Genomic DNA, 18330 nt, shown 5'->3' on the forward strand with positions numbered 1-18330 from the left:
GACCCCAACTATTATAAACCAAACTATGACCAATATACCCTCTCGCCGTGAAATTAACCGTAAGCGCCGCGCCTTATCTGAGCAGCAGCGCCGTAGTGCCGGTACCCTTGCCAGCCATCATCTGTCGAAGCTGACCCCTCGCCTGCCTAAAGGCGCTAAAGTCGGTATTTATATCGATGACTTTGGTGAGCTACCCACCCAGCCGTTGTTAACATGGTGCCAGCGTATGGGCTATCAGGCCTACCTGCCGGTGATTAATACGCTAGGCCGCGGCAACAGACAGATCCGATTTGCACCTATTTATCGAAGCAAATTGGCCAACCTTGCCACCGTCCGCCACAGCTTTGGTATGAAAGAATCCAAAAGTCGCCATTTGTTAACTGCCGACCAATTAGATTTGATACTGTGTCCGCTGGTCGCCGCTGATGAACAAGGCAATCGCATGGGTATGGGTGGCGGCTTTTATGACACCACGCTTGCCACGTCATATCACTACAGCAGCTCAAAAAACCATCGCCGTCATCCGCTGCGTGTCGGCTGGGCATATGAGTTTCAGGTAGTGGATCAGCTTGAGAGGCAGCCATGGGATGTGCCCTTGAATGCGTTAATCACCCCTAAAAAATTACGTTGGTTTTCATAAGGGATGCCCATGAGCAATAATATGCCCGATGATAAAAATTTTGACCCCAGCCCTTTAGACTTGGAAAAAGAAAACTCTAGTACAGACAATGTGGCTGACAGTGTCGCTGATAATGTTGATATCTATCTACAAACACTAGAAAACAGCAGTCGAGCAGCCCAGCGGCGCCAACTGTCACCTGAGGAGCAGCTATTTACTGAAGATGAGCTGGCGCGGCTGGTCAATCCCGATAAACTCAAAGCCTTGATGAGTAATGGCGATGATTTTTTGGGGTATCTAACCGGTGAGATTAACAAGTTTGAGGATTAAATAAGAGTCCGCCATGCCCTAATTCAAGCTATTTTCCGAGGCTTAAAAAACAAAAAAGCGAGGCAGATACCTAGCCTCGCTTTTTTTGAGCATGATCGATTAAGCAATGTATTAAACGACTAATTAAGCGCTTAATTACAGCACCATCGCTGCAATCCAGCCAAAGATAAGCAGCGGAATATTAAAGTGCAAAAAGGTGGGAATCACACTGTCTTTAATATGATCGTGCTGGCCATCGACACTCAGGCCCGAGGTAGGACCTAGGGTTGAGTCTGAAGCAGGTGAACCGGCATCTCCCAGCGCGCCGGCCGTACCGACAATGGCCACTGTGGCAAGCGGCGAGAAGCCCAGCGAGATACAAAGCGGCACATAAATGGCAGCAATAATAGGAATGGTCGAAAAGGACGAGCCAATACCCATGGTGACAACCAAACCAATTAATAACATGATAAAGGCTGCGATACCCTTATTGCCGGCAAACAGACTGGTGGCGCCATCGACAAGCGGTGCAATCTGATCGGTGGCCTTCATTACCTCAGCGAAACCTTGCGCGGTAATCATGATAAAACCAATCATTGCCATCAGCTTAATACCGTCATTAAACACGCTGTCGGCTTCATTCCACTTAACCACACCGGTTGCCATAAATATCCCAAAGCCAAACAGCGAGCCCAATAACAAAGACTCAGTGTATAACTGCACCACAAAGGCGGTGATAATGGCCAGTAGCGCAACAAGGGTCTTACCACGGCTGGGCACAATGGCATTGGCGGCCACATTGGTTAGGGTATCTTGATGGCCACTTGGTACACCGTTATTGGCACTGATGCTATTGTTTGTCATAGCGGTGACATCGGCTGTCATTGCATAGCTACGCGGCTTACGATAGCTAAAAAACACCGCTATCAACAGGCCGGTCAACATACCCAGTGCAGGTATGGCCATGGCATGCATGACCGAAATATTCTCGACATTCAGCCCCGCCTCTCCCACGTTTTTTAGCATGATTTGGTCCAAGTAAATCTCACCAAACCCATAAGGAATAAACATATAAGTGGTGACCAAGCCAAAGCTCATCAGACATGCCAGCAAGCGTCTGTCCACTTGTAGACGATTAAACACACCTAACAAAGGCGGAATAATCAGAGGAATAAAGGCGATGTGAATGGGAATGAGGTTTTGACTAAACACACTCATCAATACCAAACCCAAGAACAGCAGCCACTTAATAGAGGAGATGCTGCTGCCAGTTTGTTGATTGTTAATGCGGTTAATCACCCCATTTGACAGCGACTGTGGCAGTCCTGAATGGGCAATAGCCACCGCAAAAGCGCCTAGCAAGGCATAAGACAGTGCAATTTGGGCACCATTTTTTATCCCTTCTTGAAAAGCCGCTAGTGTGGCATCCACGCCCAATCCGCCCACCAGTCCGCCCACCATGGCTCCAATCAGCAAGCTCAGTACCACGTGTACCCGAGCCACGGATAGCCCAAGCATGACTACCACTGCCAACAATACCGCATTTATCATAATCTATCCCCTAGATATGGCCTGTGATCTGCCCCACGACGCATACCTTGATTGAGTGTCTGTCAGTATTCCAACATCATAATTTAAAACGTTACGCGCCAACCCCATATCTTGCGTTATTACTCTCTTGCGCCGGCTATTGGTTTGATATGTCTTAGCCCTTATATCTTAGCCCTATCGACGCTATAAATAAAAAAACAGTCAAGCTCAGCACACAGTTATCCCCGCCCTCTGAACGGAACGTTGCTGATTATTTTTTCAATTAAGGGTAAATTAGCTTTAAACCTGCCATTAAAAAAGCGTATATTTATAAGTAACCTGTGCGCAAATATAGCGTTACAAACTGTCTATTCTACCCGATTTTTATGCGGCAGGTCGCTTAAGCTGGCCTTAAGCTGCAAAATAAGCTTGCAATTATACTCAGTCACCACCATTTAATTAGTCATAGCATAAAAAACTTCCCTAAAAATGGGTTGTGTCACACGATAAGGAAAAAATATGAGTAAATCCGATAACAACTATGACAGTGATTTTGAGCAGCAATTTGAAGACAACATCGATAACGAAGTTGATTCTACAGCCGATGCTCAAGAGTCTGACGTAGTGACAGATTTTGAGCCGACGGATGTGGCACTGAGTATTGACCAAGAAGCCAGCTCGCTACCTTTGCTTGCGCTGCGTGACGTGGTGGTTTATCCGCACATGCAAATTGCCTTGTTTGTCGGTCGTGACCCCTCTATTAAAGCCATTAACGCCGCTAAAAAAAGCCATGATGACCAAGTATTGGTCGTGGCCCAAAAGGATTCGCTGAGCGAAGACATCCATCAAGAGAACCTATATCAGTATGGTACGGTGTGCCGTATCGTAAGCACCATGCCACACGACAGTGATGAAAACTGTATTAAGGTGCTTATTGAAGGCGAAAACCGCGTGCGCTTAGATAAGGTAACCGAACAAGACGATGGAATGCTTGTGGGTGACTATACCTATAGCGCCATTACCTTGACGATGAATGAGTCGCAGCAAAAAAACACCTTAGAGGCACTGCGTCAGCTGTTCGCTAACTACGCTGAAGCTCGCCTGCGCAATAGCCGCGAATTAATCCGCGTCTCTGAACGCATCGATCACTTATTAGAGCTGGTGTATTTTATCGCCACTCGTGTCTCTATGGATCTTGAGGCCAAACAGCAATTACTCGAAAAAGACGACATCGCGCTGCACATTAATACCATCACTGAGTATTTGGCCAAGCAAAGTGCTGAGCAGTCGATTGAGCAAGAAATCCAAGATGCGGTTCGCCGTCAAATGGAGAGCAACCAGCGCGAGTACTATTTAAACGAGAAGATGAAAGCCATCAAAAATGAGCTTTCTGAAATCAGTGATGGCTCTTTTGACAGTGAAGATGATCTTGAAGAGCTAGAGGCCCGCTTAAAAGAAGCTGACCTGCCTGAAGATGTGCGCAAAAAAGCGGAGCAAGAGTTTAAGAAGCTTAAAATGATGCCGCCGGCGTCAAGTGAATCCTCAGTGGTGCGCAACTACATCGACTGGATCTTAGATACCCCCTGGAACAAAGCCAGTAAGGTATCTATCAAGCTTGATAAGGCAGAAGAAGTGCTTGATGCGGACCACTATGGTCTACAAGATGTCAAAGACCGCATCTTAGAATATCTGGCCGTTCAATCACGGGTCAAAAAGCTACGTGGTCCCATTCTTTGTCTGGTAGGTCCTCCAGGTGTGGGTAAAACCTCACTGGGTGAATCGATTGCCCGAGCCACTGGCCGTAAATTTGTGCGTATGGCCTTAGGCGGCGTGCGTGATGAGGCAGAAATCCGTGGTCACCGCCGTACTTACATCGGGGCTATGCCGGGTAAAATTGTCCAGTCACTGGCCAAAGTTGAGGTAAAAAACCCGCTATTTTTGCTTGATGAAATCGACAAAATGGCGCAAGACTTCCGTGGTGATCCAGCCTCAGCACTGCTTGAAGTACTTGACCCCTCACAGAACGATAAGTTTAACGACCACTATCTAGATTTAGACTTGGACTTATCGCAAGTGATGTTTATCTGTACCGCCAACAGCATGGACATTCCATCTGCCCTGCTCGACCGTATGGAGGTAATTCGTCTGCCAGGCTACACGGAAGACGAAAAAATCAACATCGCTGAGAAGTACTTGGTGCCCAAGGCCATTAAGCAAAACGGGCTAAAAAATGACGAGATTGAAATTGTGCCAGAAGCTTTGCACAGCATCGTTCAGCGTTATACCCGTGAAGCTGGTGTGCGTAATCTTGAGCGTGAGGTCAACAAGATTTGCCGTAAGGTGGTACGCGAGTCTATTGAGAAATATGGCGCTAAGCCGACCAAAAAGACCAAGATTGAGACCGTTGTGGTAGATGCCGATAACATCAGCGACTACTTAGGCGTGCATCAATACGACTTTGGTCTGGCAGAAGAAGCGCCTGAAGTGGGCCGTGTCACTGGCCTAGCTTGGACCAGCGTGGGCGGTGAGTTACTCACCATTGAGACCATCACTATGCCCGGTAAAGGCGACTTTGTGTATACCGGATCACTGGGTGATGTGATGAAAGAGTCTATTCGTGCTGCGATGAGTGTGGTGCGTGCCCGTGGGGAGATGATTGGCATTGACTACGAGACCTTTAAGTCAAAAGATGTGCACGTACATATGCCAGAAGGTGCCACACCAAAAGATGGTCCGTCAGCCGGTATTGCCTTGACCACCGCCCTAGTGTCTGCGATGACTGGCATTGCCATCCGCCCAGACATCGCTATGACAGGCGAGGTGACCTTACGTGGCAAAGTACTGCGCATTGGTGGCCTTAAAGAGAAGCTATTAGCGGCTCACCGTGGTGGTATCAAGCACGTGCTAATCCCAGCCTCTAACGAGCGTGATCTGGTTGAGATTCCAGATAATGTTAAAGAGGGCTTGACCATCCAGCCGGTATCTACCATTGATGAGGTGCTTCAGGCGGCCTTGGTTGAGATGCCAAAGCCACTGGCTCCCAATAAAGTTAAGGTGGCGGTAGACACGACCAAAGCTGAGCCAGCACTACGCAGCTAATCTAAAGGCGGGCTTAGCCACCGCCGTCTATCAAATCATTGACGTAAAAAACGCCGTCCAATTAACTTGGACGGCCTTTTTTATTCCTCAAGCTTTCACGATTATTTACGCTATTTACATATCATAACGTATTGCAACGCTTGGCATAATTGTTTCTGTAGAGATAAAGTTATACTCAGTATTGTCACTCATTTATTCTAAGACAGGGATGTCTGACTTTTCACCATAATTTTTGGAGTTTAATAATGAAAACCTTATTCACAGCCTCTACCCTTTTAGCCTCAGCTTTAGCATTAAGTGCGTGTCAGAGCACCCCTACTAAACAAAGCGTGCCTGATGAAGCCCAACCGGTTTTAAAATCACAAATTATGACCACAGATGGCAGCAATAAGCACATAGGTGATATGTTCTTACGTCCTGTGGCCGGCGGCGTTCAAGTCTTTGGTAAGCTACAAGGCTTGACACCAGGCGCCACCGTTGCGATGCACATTCATGAGACGGGCAGCTGTGCCGATATGGGTAAAGCGGCCGGTGGTCATTTTAACCCTTACCATAAGTTGCATGGCAACCCTATGGGTGCAGAGAACCATGCAGGCGACCTACCCAACTTGACTGCTGATGCCAATGGTGTGGCCTCCATGAATTTTGTCAAAAAAGACATCTCTGTAGCGATGCAAGGCGATAATAGTGTCTATCGTCGTGCCTTTATCGTTCATGGCGGTGTAGATGATTATGTCAGCCAGCCTGCGGGTAATGCCGGTGCTCGTATCGCTTGTGGCATTATCGAGAAGTACTAGATCGAGAAGTACTAGGTTGACTCGCTTTTAACAGCATATAGTTAATAGTCGATAGTTGATTAAAAAACCAGCGGTGTTTAATACAAATCTAATTTGTGTTGACGCCGCTGGTTTTTTTGATTTGATCTGTCTTATATCCACTCGCTTAGGCCCTTATATACGGGTGTTTTGCACGCATAAATCAATGAGGTTAGTCGCTCTCATACTATACGACACTACCTGTCGTATAGTATGAGAGCGACTCTATTAAGTGAGCGATAATTTGTTATACTTACCGTATACAAAAGCGGTGTGTATCGACCTAATCATCACGTGCTTATTGCCTTATAAGCGGATAAACTTTTTGTCTTAACCTCCTTTATTGCACATTAACTGATATATACTGTTAGCGTTTTACTAATTAGTTCTGTTAATAGGTCAATTAAGCGATATACTGGGTCGAACTGCCGTTTTCCCCTCTTAACTCACCATTTATTATTAAATAATATACTCTTTTAAAATCATTTAATTAGGACATCATTATGGATGACAATAAAGCCAAAGCGTTAAAAGCAGCCTTAGGCCAAATCGAAAAACAATTTGGTAAAAACACCATCATGCATTTGGGCGATAACTCAGCCACGCTGGATGTGGACGTGGTCTCTACCGGCTCACTTGGCTTAGATATTGCTTTAGGTATTGGCGGTTTGCCAAAAGGTCGTATTATTGAGATTTATGGCCCAGAAAGCTCAGGTAAAACCACATTGACCTTGCAAGCCATTGCTGAGTGTCAAAAACAAGGCGGTACTTGTGCCTTTATCGATGCCGAACACGCTTTAGATCCCATCTATGCCCGTAAACTTGGGGTAAATACTGATGACTTATTGGTGTCTCAGCCTGATAATGGTGAGCAAGCGCTTGAGATTACCGACATGCTGGTGCGTTCAGGCGCATTAGACATGATTGTTATTGACTCGGTCGCTGCCCTTACCCCGCGTGCGGAGATTGAAGGTGAGATGGGTGACAGCCACATGGGCTTGCAGGCGCGTCTAATGAGTCAGGCGCTACGTAAAATCACCGGTAACGCCAAACGCTCAAACTGTATGGTTATCTTTATTAACCAAATTCGTATGAAAATTGGGGTTATGTTCGGTTCGCCTGAAACCACAACCGGTGGTAATGCCCTTAAATTCTACGCCTCAGTACGTCTAGATATTCGCCGTATTGGCGCGGTGAAAAGCGGTGATGAAATCATTGGTAACCAAACCCGTGTTAAAGTTATTAAAAACAAAATGGCGCCACCATTTCGTCAAGCTGAGTTTGAGATTACTTATGGTGAAGGCACCAACCACTTGGCTGAAGTGATCGACTTAGGGGTTGAGATTGGCGTGGTCGGTAAGGCCGGTGCATGGTACAGCTATGGCGATGAAAAAATTGGGCAAGGTAAAGCCAACTCAGTGTTGTTCTTAAAAGACAATCCCGCCATTGCTGAAGAGATTGAAGCCAAAATCCGTGCCGAAAAGCTGGCGGTAGAGCCAGAAAAAGGGGCTGAAGCTGTAGATGAGGTTGAGCCTGAATCTGAAGTCGAATAGCCTTGGCTTAAGTCGCTATACTGTGTAGCGATCTGGTTTGTGATTTGACGCTTTGATTTAATGGGTAGGTGGCTTTGATAACTATATTAAGCCCCTACCTTTTTATTTAAGGCTATTTACTCTATGAGGTCTTATTAGACAATATTATGCAGATAAAAACCTTAGCTCAGATTTTGGCAGAAAACGAGACTGGTGATAAGAAATCCACTCAACGTCAGTCAAAATCGGGGCAAGCAAAGTCAAAAAACAGCGCGCACCAGACAACATCACGGGCACAGACCAGCTCTGCCGGTAATACCAATGATTGTGCGGTAGATACGCTGCAAGATTGTCAGCCGCAGCGGCTTGACGCTAAGCGCTCTAAACTCTCCAAACCCTCACAGCATTCTAAGGCGGCGAAACCCTCGTACCGCAAACGCTCTTATGCCAAAAAACCAAGCTTAGGAAATAAACCAGACCATACCGATGAGTTTCACACTGATGTTGGCAGTGATAATCAAGTAGATGTATTACCAGACACTGCACACAAGCTATCGGCTCAGCCTAAACAGCGTAAAAACAAAACATTCCATCCGGCCGCCCCTTATCAGCCAAAAACCCAGCTGGCTGAGCCCATCAAAGAAGTCGACCCCAATAGTATTAAAAGCTTATTGGCACAGGTGAAGGCCGAAGCCCAACAGCAAACAGACGCTCTGGTCCCCTTGGCTGAGGCATCGGTATCCACATTCCAGTCCTACTCTGATGATTCTTCTGCAGATAATGCCCTCATAACCGATGACTTAGGCATAGATAATCTACCTGCTGCGCTAAAAGCTTACCTAAGAACACCTGAGCAACGTCAAGCAGAAAAAGAGGAGATAAAAGCGGAAAGTCGGCTGCGCTGGCTGGCTTTTTATTATCTGTCTAGACGCGAACACTCTGCAGGAGAGCTGCGCCAAAAATTGCTCGATAAAGAGCAAGACCCCAAAAAAATAGAAGCCCTTTTACAAGAGTTTAAAGATAAAGGCTATCAAAGCGACCACCGCACAGCGCTCATGCTGATCCGTGAAGGCATTCGTAAAGGCCGCGGCCGTGTTCGGATCAAGAATGACTTTTATAAACGCAAAGTTGAGGTGCCTGCGAACATCGATGAACTGATTGATATGGCGATGGCGGATAACGAAGAGTTTGTCGATGTGTTGTCAGACAATACATTGGTAGAATGCGTCGACTGGCTGCGTTTGGCCGTTGAAGCCCGGGTCAAAAAATATGGCGATGAGATTCCCACTGACCAAAAAATAAAAGCGCGTCAGCTTCGATTCTTACAATACCGCGGCTTTAAGCCTGGTATTTGTTTTGAGGCGATTAAATATAACCTACAAACACTTGATGAGCGGTTTTAAAGTCAAATCTGTTGCCGTGATAAGCCAAGCCTTGGTGTGTCTAATAGCCTATGGCAGATAGCCTCTTTTCTAGTTCAAGCAATTGTAGCCCCTCAACTTTGGGCTCACCATTATTGCCATCTACAGGAAACGGCATACTCTTACCAGTTAACACATAGCCTCGGCGCTGATAGTAAGCCAGCAGCTCGGGGCGTTGGCTCAAAATGCTCATGGTTAATCTGGCGTTGCCTTGCGTATCTTCTGATTTTAAATGCCGACCGGCAAAGGTCTCAGCCGCTTGCAGAATCTGATTGCCAACGCCCCGACCTTGTAAGTCACAATGAACTGCAAACATACCAATATAAGCATCATTATTTTGGCTGCTGTGCTCGCGGTTATCTGCCTGGCCAAAATCAACAGCAATACAGCCTAAAATATCCCCAGTTTCCTTGCCTTCGGTGACTTGAGGAAAAACAAATAAATAATGCCGAGGGGTATTAATTACCTTTTCAATTTCAGCCACTGTGGTTCGAATACCGCCCACCAAATGTGCTTCATTGGTCCATCCCACATCATCGCGATAGCATTGATTTAACAGACGCAGTAAAGCCTCACTATCCTCTAGGGTGGCTTGACGCAAAAAAACATTGGGGCTTGGCATGACTCATTCTCCAAAGGCTGAGTAAAATAACGCGTTAAGCTATTAAACCAAAAATTAAGCAGGCAAGTAAACATGTTATTATCGCAGTTATTTACCCCTATTTTCCAAAATCATTTTATCATTTGAGCCGCTTATGACTTCCGCTACGCCTCTGTTACCTGAAATTACTTCCGATCAAATCAAGCATCTGACCAGCAGTCAATGCCTAGCTCAGCCCCTGCCTGCCCCTATATTAAGCGCCTGTTTTAAGCAGTCCCCTGAATACTTTCAGGTAGATGAGCTGCTGGAAGTTGGTCTGTCTGGTGAAGGGGAGCATTTGTGGCTATTGATTAAAAAGACCGCCATGAATACCAGCTTTGTGGCCGATCAGCTTGCTAAATGGGCCAAGATACCCAGTCGGGATGTGGGTTACTCTGGGCTAAAAGATCGTCATGCAGTGACCACCCAGTGGTTTAGCTTGCGTCTACCCAAAGGCAAGCTGCCTGATATAAGCTTTGATGAATTTGCCAAAGCGCACTTGACCACTGCCACCGAATCGATAGAAGTACGACAGCAAACCTGGCACAGCAAAAAGCTCAATCGCGGTACGCACAAGGCCAATAGATTTGTCATTCGCTTAACCGATATTGAGCTCAACCCTAAGGTGGCAGCTGCCCCTGCTACAGTTGATGAGATCCTAACGCTTATCAGCAAAGAAGGGGTGCCCAACTACTTTGGTGAGCAGCGCTTTGGCAGGCAGGGCAACAACATTGTCAGCGCTTTGGAGTGGTTTGAACAGGGCACAATAAATGGCCGTCCGCCTCATCCAAAAAAAAGCCGTGATGCGCAATCTTTATTACTCTCCTCAGCCCGCAGCGCTATTTTTAATCAAATCGTCTCAGCCAGAGTTCAGCTGGGAGGCTGGAATACTGCCATAGACGGCGATGTGTTTAATCTGGATGGTTCGGGGTCTGTGTTTTGTGTTGAGCAGATTGATCAAGAGATACACCAGCGGCTGGCCAGTGGCGATATTCACCCAACTGCGCCATTGTGGGGCATCAAAAATGACAAAGTCAGCGAGGCTGCAAAAGCCTTAGAAGATAAAGTGGTGAGTCAAGATGCTGTGTTACAAAGACTGGCTCAAGGCCTTGAGAAAAAACAGTTAAAAACCATGCGCCGCGCAACCCGCTTAGCAGTGAGTGATTTCAGCTGGTCATGGACAACAGAGCAAGCGGATAAGCCAAGTTTGGTGCTGCAATTTACCTTACCCACCGGCACCTTTGCCACCAGCGTACTGTCAGCTTTGGTAACTCATTTAAAATAGCAACCGCGGCAAGTAGACCTTAATTAAGAGGCACTCAATAACGCTTCAATCACCAATGTCTGCCCCTCAGCCAAGCTTGGTACGTCGCCAAGCTTGCGCCAAGGCATGCTGCTGCCATGAAAGTCGCTACCAGTTGACACTTGCAGTCCATGCTCTGCAATACTTCTATCCACCATGCGCCGTGTGCTTAATGGCTCATCATTGCTGGGCAGCTCACAGCCATCACCGCCAAATTGTGCAAACTCGGCTATCAATTTACGTACCCGAGTCGCCGATAGATTGTAGCGGGTGGGATGCGCCAATACCGCTTTGCCGCCGCAGCGATGAATCAGCTCAATGGTATCTTGCATGCTTAAGGTTTCAATGGGCACATAAGCGGCTTTATTATCGGCCAAATACTTATCAAAAGCCTTTTGCATGGTAGGTACAATCTCTTGTTCTAACAAGACCTTGGCAATGTGTGCTCGTCCTACGGCATCGGCATTGCCATCTGCCTTGAGCAGTACAGCTTGCCACATGTCATCGAAGTCATGACCCGTTAATTCAGCCATTTTTTGTACAATCATCCGGCCACGATTGCCACGGCTCACTTGGATGTGAGTTAAGGTGTTATTCATCTGCTCAAAATCATCAAAACCTAGACCCAGTACGTGAATGATTTTGTCTTTGGCTTTATTCTTGCCATAGCCGCCAGTAAGCGTGTGCTGACAGCTTATCTCCACCCCATTAATTAAAGTAATACCCAGTGCCTGCGCCGTGGCCTTGGCCTCTGGGATACCCGCCAAAGTATCGTGATCGGTTAGCGCAAAGATGTCGATATGGGCAGCATGGGCTTTGTGCAGTAGCTCGCTTGGGCTATTGCTGCCATCAGAGCAGGTACTGTGACTGTGTAAGTCAATGCGTTTGTAAGCAAGATTTGTGGTAGAGGGTTGTGATGGTGAGCAGTGCGGCATAATAGCAGTCTTAAAAATTACAATAAAATAGAGTGACTATTGTAGCGGTTAATGAGCGGTATTTGTCGATGTTTTGGTAAAAGCTGTGTTTAATTAAGTTCGCAAAAAGATAACTGCCCGCTTTAAACCTCATCTTACAAGGTATTGTATGCGCAATGCTTTTTTTTGTGGGTCAGGCCGTGTAAACTATTGCCTCAAGTCATCCCCCACTCTTCTTTTTCTATTATTGTGACCTTTATGAAAGCATTGCTAGATTTTATCCCCTTACTTGCCTTTTTTTATGTGGCCAAAACCCAAGGCATCTTGGCGGGCGCAGGGGCTATTTTAATCGCTACGGTCGCAGTGGCAGTGATCCATTTGATCACCCAGAAGGGGCGCCTGACCAAGCAACAAGCGATTACCTTAGTGCTTACCGTGGTCTTTTGTGGTCTTACCTTATTGTTCCATGATGACATTTATCTAAAATGGAAATCGACGGTGATTAACGGCATATTTGCCGTGGCCTTATTAATCAGTGTATTAATCGGCCGACCTTTGTTAGAGATGGCCATGAAGAGCGTGTTTAATCTGACTCACTCTGGCTGGAATAAGCTGACTTTGGCCTGGGTAGGCTATTTTGTATTGATGGCCGGATTGCAGTACTATTTTGCTTTTTATACCAGCGAGCAAACTTGGATCAACTTCAAAACCTACGGCTGGCTACCTTTCATGTTAGTCTTCATGGTGGGTCAGTTTGTGATACTAAAAAGCCACATTAACCCTGAAATGCTAGATGACAAATCTAATAAATCAAACAAGCCAAAATAAGCTAGGCTAATACACTAACTGAGAATGAATATGCCGTTATTTATGATTATGGGCCATGATGTGGCCAACTCCTCTGAGCTTAGACAACAAACCCGTGAGGCTCATTTGGCTCGTCTGCACGAGCTTGAGGCACAAGGCCGCTTGGTTATCGCTGGACCAACGCCTCTTGAAGTGGGTCAAACGGCCATGTCAGGCAGCTTAATCATCGCCGCTTTTGAAAGTTTAGAAGCGGCCCAAGACTGGGCCAGCCAAGAGCCTTATCTCACAGCGGGCGTATATAGCCATGTCGATATCAAACCCTTTATTAAAGTCCTACCCTCTGCCTAATTGCTCAAGCTTCACTGCTTCTTGGAATCCCTAGCTATGCGCGCTGCCTCAGATTTTGCTCAGTCTCAAACTCCCTCATTATCGTCTCCAAAAACCCGCTATCGCCTAGCTGCCATGCTCAGTGCCGGCCTATTAAGCATGGCATTTGCATTGCCGCTAACTGCGGTGGCTGCGCCGACAGTGGTGGTCAATCAGCCCGGCGCTCAGGCTACCGAGCAATCACCCACAGACCCACAAGTGGCGCCACCACCTGCCTCGCCGTTTAATGGGGATACTCTGCCAAAGACGGTTCACTCTGAGCAACAAGATGCCGCCGCACAAGCATCAGGCACCGCTGCTGATACCGATGTGTTAAAAAACCCAAAAAGCTTAGCCAGTAAAATGCAGCCCAGTGATGCTGATTTGTCAGCGGCCAATCAAGAGCTGCTCAGCCGCAATGCTCAGTTGCAGCGTGATGTTAATGATCTTGAGACTCGCGTTAATGTACTTATCAATGAGCGCAGCGGTCAGCTGTTTATGTATGGTGCGGTGACGGTCGCCGTCTCTTTATTCTTAGGCGTTTTGTTGGGCGGCTTTATCTTTAGTCGCCGTGACCGCTGGTAATGGGCACTCTTAAAGTTAAGGCAAGATTTGGTACAAAAACCATAACCCAAGCAATAACATAAGGCACAAAATGGATAAGGTCACCCCTGCCAAGCTGTCTTGGCGTGAAGATGAACTCGGTAACGTGGTCCCCGTCTCTGAGATATTCGGCGATGTGTATTACTCTTTGGTCGATGGATTAAATGAGTCGCGTTATGTATTTTTGACCCAAAATAAATTACCTGAGCGCTTTGAAGCCTTATTTAGCCGAGCGAATAGTAGCACAGCGTCTAACTTTAGCATTGCTGAATTAGGCTTTGGTACCGGTCTTAATATACTGGCCACTTGGCAGCTTTGGGAACACAGTAAGCAGCAGTTCCATACTTATTTCAACTCACAAACTAACCTGCAAACGAGCTTGCAAGACCATTTAAAGGGCTCACGCTCGCTAACACCGCGGCTGCATATCATCAGTACCGAAAAGTATCCGCTCACTCATGCCGATTTAAGCCGCAGTCTTGAAAGCTGGAAGCATAAAGACACCAGTCTGGTGCCCTTTGTCGATCAGCTACTCGCCTTATATCCCACCTTGATATCTGGCTGTCATCGCCTACAGTTGGCCGAAGATGTCACGTTAGATTTATGGCTTGGTGATGCCTGTTTCAGCTTACAACAATTGGCCAATAGCTATGACACGCTGCCCTATGGCGCTCACATTGATGCTTGGTACTTAGATGGCTTTGCGCCTGCATGTAATGAGTCGCTTTGGGCAGATCAGATCTTTGAGCAGGTAAAGCGCTTATCTAAGCCTGGTACTACTGCGGCGACCTTTAGCAGTGCTGGCGTGGTCAAACGCGGCTTGATGGCGGCAGGCTTTGAGATCAAAAAAACCAAAGGCTTTGGACGCAAACGTGAAATGCTAACCGCCACCAAGCTTGAGCCGGTAGCAGTCAGTGACGATACCAGTGACAACCAAGGTGCTACTGAGTATGATGCCAAGTCAACTTTAGCATTACGCTCTAAGAAGCAAGTCACACTGGATACACATGCCGTGACGCCCAACGAGCAGATTGCAGTGATTGGTGCAGGTGTTTGTGGATTAATGGCGGCTTGGTCATTGGCGCAGCGTGGTAATGCGGTGAGCTTAATAGACAAAGAGGCCCCGTTAGCGGGTGCCTCTGGCAACCCAAGGGCGCTGCTTGCTCCTAAGATGACGCCGCTTGCTCATGTGGCTGAGCATTTGCACAGCATCAGCTACCTTTATAGCCAACGCTTTTATCGTCAAATCGATCAAGGTGAGCATAAAATCTTTACCCCCACCACCACCTTAGACTTGCTACAAAAAAGCAACGTCGATGTGCACCAAATCGCTGAATATCCTGAGCAAATGGCCACCACCTTATCACTTGATAGCGCCCGAGATATATCTGGTTTACAGCAGCAGGATTTGACAGCGAATTTATACTTGCCTCAATCAGGGCTTATTAACCCTAAGGCACTGGCCGATAAGGTACTTACCCACCCAAACATCAGCTTTAAACAAGCGAATATTAAGCGCATTACCCCCTTACAGGCAAAGGCTTTTGATGACGTAGCTGAAGTAAGTGAAGTCATTGAAGTCACTGCGGATATAACGGCGCAGCCTGCTAAGCGTACTAAAGTTATGCTGCACTGCGAAAGTGGGGAGGTGTTGTCGGTCAATAGAGTGGTTATTGCTGCCGCTTTTGAAAGTCAAAGCTTGGATGCGCGCATTTTTGAGTTTCGTAAAATTCGGGGTCAATTATCATGGTTTGAGCCCACTACCGAGCAGCTGCAAGCACTGCCAACCTTACCACTAAAATACTCAGGCTACTGCGCCCCTTTTATACCGCAGCCCGGTGATGAAGCCATTAACTCAGTCACGCCCTCTGTGCCTACTTTTTTGCTTGGGGCGAGCTTTATTCGCAATGATTTGGATGATGAGATTCGGCTTAGTGAGCATGCGATTAACCATCAAAAGCTACTAACGGCGCTGCCTGAGCTTTCGGCGGTTCTACCCTTACCAGATACAGAGGCTGACTTATATCAGCGATGGCAGGCACGAGTGGGTATTCGATCACAGACGCCAGATTATCACCCTTTGGTGGGTGCAGTCGATGAGCAGGGTCTGATTTGGACACTGAGCGGCATGGGCTCTAAGGGCTATGCTTTTGCACCGCTATGTGCTCAGGTATTAGCTGATATGATGACCGCACAGTTTGTACCGCTGCCGGCGGCGCTGCTCGCTAAGCTATCAGTGCATCGAAGCAGTTTAAAAAAGCCGTTATCATAACGGCTTTTTTTGATGTTTGTTTTATGATGGCTACCAAGACTAGCGGCTTAGCATCGCTAACGTCTCACTGACCATGACCATACCCACCACCGAAGTGACGGCCACCGCAGAGCCATAACCGCCGCAATGTAGGCCGCCGGTCTGCACGCTACCATCGGCTGATTTATTGACAATAGGCGGCTGGGTGGAGTAGACACATTTAATGCCGAACTTCTCTTTCATGGCCTTATTAATGCCATGCTCATTACGCAGCTTGGTGCGCAGGCGTGCCAGCAATGGATCTTGATAGGTGTCTTTTAGGTCACTCACTGTAATTTGTAATGGATCGGTTTTACCACCAGCACCGCCAGCACAAATTAGCTTTAATTTGTTAAATCGGCAGTGTAAGGCAATGGCAAGCTTTGCCGACATGTCATCGGTACAATCAAGTACAATGGTCGCTGTCCCTTGCTCAGCGCTTTGCTTGGCCTGCTCTCGGCTTGGCAATAGCTGAGCGACATTTTCTGCGGTTAAGAAGTCATCAACTAAGTTGAGCTGTATCTTTGGATTGATCTGACGCGCCCGCCCGGCCATCTGTTCAATCTTACTTTTTCCAAAGCCACTGTCCATGGCTGGCAGCTGACGGTTGACATTGGAGGCCACCAACACATCCATATCAATCAAAGTCATTTGACCAATTGCCGTACGTGTTAGCCCTTCTGCCACCCAAGTACCCACACCGCCCACGCCGATGACTATGACATGCGCCTTTTCAAAATTGGCAAAGCCTTTTGTACCATATAAGGTCTGAGTGCCTTTGAAGCGTCGATCATATTGGCTATTGTCTGTCGCTGAAGTTGAGGTCATAAAGCGCTTACTTTTTATAAAATGATGGGTTTAGGGCCAGATTTAATGAATAGAGTTACGATCACCTGGTTTTAAAATAAAAACGACAGGCTATTATACAGTATTCGTTAGGCGGGATAAGGCCAATCCACTTTTAACGCCTCACAACTGTTTTGCCATAGCTGCTGTGCTAAGGTGGCCTTATCCACGTGAAGAAGCTCACTCAACCCTTGTAGCACAAAGCCTAAATTACCTGGAACATTTCGGGTAGGCGTACTTCCTTGCTGACAGCACACAGGCGTCATGTCCGGACAATCTGTCTCTAATACCAAGCTCTGTAGGCCAAACTCCTCTACCACGGCAGTAATGGCTCGGCGTAGTTTTTTGGCATTGGTATTGGTAATCTGCCCGGTAACGCCAAGCTTAAAACCTAGCTTAACAAAGGCTTTGGCTTCTTGCTCACCCCCACTAAAGCTGTGGGCGATACCGCCAAGTTCAGTGGCTTTATAACTGTGCTGTTTTAATAGCGCCAAGCATTCAGCATGAGCCTTACGAATATGCAGCAACACCGGCAACTGATGCTCAACGGCCAAATCCAATTGAGCGCTAAAGAAGCGTTTTTGTTTTTTTAACGACTCATCTGTTTTTAATTCATCGCTAAAGGTATCCAGACCAATCTCACCGATAGCAACATGAGGATGGCGTTGTAAAAATTGAGCCAGACAGTCTAAATCCGCTTCAGTATGCTCAAAGATATAAGCAGGATGTAGCCCTGAGGCAAGATAGACCTTGGGTACTGCGGCCTTATTGGCTTGTATGTTATGTGAATAGCTTGATAGCTGCTGCTGAGTTTGCCGCATGCGCTCAAAATATTTGGCCAGATAACCAATGAGTAATAAATGACGTAGCCCAGACCCATAAGCTGCAGTTGCCAAGCTCAGCCTATCTTCATCAAACACAAAGTCATCAAAATGAGTGTGAGTATCTATTAACGCGTAATCTATCGGCTTATCTGTCACTGGAGGTATCCCTATCCGTATTGCTTTGTGTCGTGGATTGATCAGAGCGCTTAGATGACTTTGGCTTGGCATGCGATATATCATCAGATACAAAATCAGAGTTTGCCTCTAGATCAGATGGCCGGACCACAGTCTGTTGTGGCTGACGACTGCTGCGCCTTGGGATTAATAACAACGCCACACCTATGGCAGTTAACTGAATCAATTTAGAGTATTTCATTACCGCCCCCATCTCATCACAACAAGAGATATAAAA

At 46.9% G+C, this 18330-nt stretch carries 17 protein-coding genes; 11 read left to right on the forward strand and 6 right to left on the reverse strand.

What is annotated here, in order from left to right:
- The first annotated feature begins 25 nt into the window (after positions 1-25).
- Together MN210_RS10770 and MN210_RS10775 are read left to right on the forward strand one after the other, a co-directional pair.
- Positions 26-640, forward strand: coding sequence for a 5-formyltetrahydrofolate cyclo-ligase (locus MN210_RS10770; RefSeq protein ID WP_110816970.1), 615 nt, complete (start codon positions 26-28; stop codon positions 638-640).
- Positions 641-649: 9 nt separating this feature from the next.
- Complete coding sequence (locus MN210_RS10775) at positions 650-949, forward strand: hypothetical protein (protein WP_338412197.1); 300 nt, start codon at positions 650-652, stop codon at positions 947-949.
- A 135-nt stretch (positions 950-1084) separates the two neighbouring features.
- Here the strand turns inward: MN210_RS10775 and MN210_RS10780 are convergent, their stop codons facing one another.
- Positions 1085-2479: a Na+/H+ antiporter family protein gene (locus MN210_RS10780; RefSeq protein ID WP_338412198.1), complete on the reverse strand. Its 1395-nt coding sequence runs from the start codon at positions 2477-2479 to the stop codon at positions 1085-1087.
- 498 nt (positions 2480-2977) lie between these two features.
- Between MN210_RS10780 and lon the strand changes: the two genes are divergently transcribed.
- From lon to MN210_RS10800, 4 genes are all read left to right on the forward strand, one after another.
- Entirely contained in the window at positions 2978-5557 is a 2580-nt protein-coding gene (gene lon, locus MN210_RS10785) for an endopeptidase La (protein WP_338412199.1), read from the forward strand.
- A gap of 245 nt (positions 5558-5802) precedes the next feature.
- Positions 5803-6354 carry a superoxide dismutase family protein gene (locus MN210_RS10790; RefSeq protein WP_011961194.1) on the forward strand — a complete coding sequence of 184 codons (552 nt, stop codon included), beginning with the start codon at positions 5803-5805 and terminating at the stop codon, positions 6352-6354.
- 521 nt (positions 6355-6875) lie between these two features.
- Positions 6876-7925 carry a recombinase RecA gene (recA, locus tag MN210_RS10795; RefSeq protein WP_011961195.1) on the forward strand — a complete coding sequence of 350 codons (1050 nt, stop codon included), beginning with the start codon at positions 6876-6878 and terminating at the stop codon, positions 7923-7925.
- A 146-nt stretch (positions 7926-8071) separates the two neighbouring features.
- Entirely contained in the window at positions 8072-9307 is a 1236-nt protein-coding gene (locus tag MN210_RS10800) for a regulatory protein RecX (protein ID WP_338412200.1), read from the forward strand.
- Positions 9308-9347: 40 nt separating this feature from the next.
- Here MN210_RS10800 and MN210_RS10805 read toward each other — a convergent pair whose 3' ends face one another.
- Positions 9348-9947, reverse strand: coding sequence for a GNAT family N-acetyltransferase (locus tag MN210_RS10805; RefSeq protein WP_241878550.1), 600 nt, complete (start codon positions 9945-9947; stop codon positions 9348-9350).
- A 133-nt stretch (positions 9948-10080) separates the two neighbouring features.
- Between MN210_RS10805 and truD the strand changes: the two genes are divergently transcribed.
- Positions 10081-11250 (forward strand): tRNA pseudouridine(13) synthase TruD, encoded by a 1170-nt coding sequence (gene truD / locus MN210_RS10810; RefSeq protein WP_338412201.1) that lies wholly within the window; start codon positions 10081-10083, stop codon positions 11248-11250.
- 23 nt (positions 11251-11273) lie between these two features.
- On the opposite strand, the gene MN210_RS10815 is transcribed toward truD, so the two are convergent.
- Positions 11274-12203, reverse strand: a complete 930-nt coding sequence (locus tag MN210_RS10815) for a PHP domain-containing protein (protein ID WP_011961199.1) — start codon at positions 12201-12203, stop codon at positions 11274-11276.
- A gap of 237 nt (positions 12204-12440) precedes the next feature.
- On the opposite strand from MN210_RS10815, the gene ispZ reads away from it, so the two are divergent.
- The 4 genes from ispZ to mnmC1 all read left to right on the forward strand — a co-directional run bounded on the left by ispZ (position 12441) and on the right by mnmC1 (position 16230).
- Positions 12441-13010 carry a septation protein IspZ gene (ispZ, locus tag MN210_RS10820; RefSeq protein ID WP_011961200.1) on the forward strand — a complete coding sequence of 190 codons (570 nt, stop codon included), beginning with the start codon at positions 12441-12443 and terminating at the stop codon, positions 13008-13010.
- 30 nt (positions 13011-13040) lie between these two features.
- Complete coding sequence (locus MN210_RS10825; protein ID WP_041773804.1) at positions 13041-13337, forward strand: YciI family protein; 297 nt, start codon at positions 13041-13043, stop codon at positions 13335-13337.
- Between the two features lie 36 nt (positions 13338-13373).
- The gene (locus tag MN210_RS10830; protein ID WP_110816976.1) at positions 13374-13940 is read left to right on the forward strand and encodes an SH3 domain-containing protein; all 567 of its coding nucleotides are present in this window, start codon (positions 13374-13376) and stop codon (positions 13938-13940) included.
- Positions 13941-14010: 70 nt separating this feature from the next.
- Positions 14011-16230, forward strand: coding sequence for an FAD-dependent 5-carboxymethylaminomethyl-2-thiouridine(34) oxidoreductase MnmC1 (gene mnmC1, locus MN210_RS10835; RefSeq protein WP_338412202.1), 2220 nt, complete (start codon positions 14011-14013; stop codon positions 16228-16230).
- A 39-nt stretch (positions 16231-16269) separates the two neighbouring features.
- Here the strand turns inward: mnmC1 and MN210_RS10840 are convergent, their stop codons facing one another.
- From MN210_RS10840 to MN210_RS10850, 3 genes are all read right to left on the reverse strand, one after another.
- Positions 16270-17076, reverse strand: coding sequence for a tRNA threonylcarbamoyladenosine dehydratase (locus MN210_RS10840; RefSeq protein ID WP_241878557.1), 807 nt, complete (start codon positions 17074-17076; stop codon positions 16270-16272).
- A gap of 107 nt (positions 17077-17183) precedes the next feature.
- The gene (locus MN210_RS10845; protein WP_338412203.1) at positions 17184-18074 is read right to left on the reverse strand and encodes a TatD family hydrolase; all 891 of its coding nucleotides are present in this window, start codon (positions 18072-18074) and stop codon (positions 17184-17186) included.
- Complete coding sequence (locus MN210_RS10850) at positions 18064-18294, reverse strand: hypothetical protein (protein ID WP_041773359.1); 231 nt, start codon at positions 18292-18294, stop codon at positions 18064-18066. Before MN210_RS10850 ends, MN210_RS10845 begins: the two co-directional genes overlap by 11 nt.
- Between the last annotated feature and the right edge of the window lie 36 nt (positions 18295-18330).

Origin of the sequence: Psychrobacter raelei (genome assembly GCF_022631235.3) — a bacterium.
GTDB lineage: Bacteria > Pseudomonadota > Gammaproteobacteria > Pseudomonadales > Moraxellaceae > Psychrobacter > Psychrobacter raelei.

Bases quoted from the DNA above. Each gene is read 5' to 3' on its own strand.
- MN210_RS10770 (WP_110816970.1), top strand. From the start codon at position 26: ATGACCAATATACCCTCTCGCCGTGAAATTAACCGTAAGCGCCGCGCC.
- MN210_RS10790 (WP_011961194.1), top strand. From the start codon at position 5,803: ATGAAAACCTTATTCACAGCCTCTACCCTTTTAGCCTCAGCTTTAGCA.
- MN210_RS10815 (WP_011961199.1), bottom strand. From the start codon at position 12,203: ATGCCGCACTGCTCACCATCACAACCCTCTACCACAAATCTTGCTTAC.
- MN210_RS10805 (WP_241878550.1), bottom strand. From the start codon at position 9,947: ATGCCAAGCCCCAATGTTTTTTTGCGTCAAGCCACCCTAGAGGATAGT.
- lon (WP_338412199.1), top strand. From the start codon at position 2,978: ATGAGTAAATCCGATAACAACTATGACAGTGATTTTGAGCAGCAATTT.
- MN210_RS10830 (WP_110816976.1), top strand. From the start codon at position 13,374: ATGCGCGCTGCCTCAGATTTTGCTCAGTCTCAAACTCCCTCATTATCG.
- recA (WP_011961195.1), top strand. From the start codon at position 6,876: ATGGATGACAATAAAGCCAAAGCGTTAAAAGCAGCCTTAGGCCAAATC.
- ispZ (WP_011961200.1), top strand. From the start codon at position 12,441: ATGAAAGCATTGCTAGATTTTATCCCCTTACTTGCCTTTTTTTATGTG.
- truD (WP_338412201.1), top strand. From the start codon at position 10,081: ATGACTTCCGCTACGCCTCTGTTACCTGAAATTACTTCCGATCAAATC.
- mnmC1 (WP_338412202.1), top strand. From the start codon at position 14,011: ATGGATAAGGTCACCCCTGCCAAGCTGTCTTGGCGTGAAGATGAACTC.
- MN210_RS10775 (WP_338412197.1), top strand. From the start codon at position 650: ATGAGCAATAATATGCCCGATGATAAAAATTTTGACCCCAGCCCTTTA.
- MN210_RS10850 (WP_041773359.1), bottom strand. From the start codon at position 18,294: ATGAAATACTCTAAATTGATTCAGTTAACTGCCATAGGTGTGGCGTTG.
- MN210_RS10825 (WP_041773804.1), top strand. From the start codon at position 13,041: ATGCCGTTATTTATGATTATGGGCCATGATGTGGCCAACTCCTCTGAG.
- MN210_RS10800 (WP_338412200.1), top strand. From the start codon at position 8,072: ATGCAGATAAAAACCTTAGCTCAGATTTTGGCAGAAAACGAGACTGGT.
- MN210_RS10840 (WP_241878557.1), bottom strand. From the start codon at position 17,076: ATGACCTCAACTTCAGCGACAGACAATAGCCAATATGATCGACGCTTC.
- MN210_RS10780 (WP_338412198.1), bottom strand. From the start codon at position 2,479: ATGATAAATGCGGTATTGTTGGCAGTGGTAGTCATGCTTGGGCTATCC.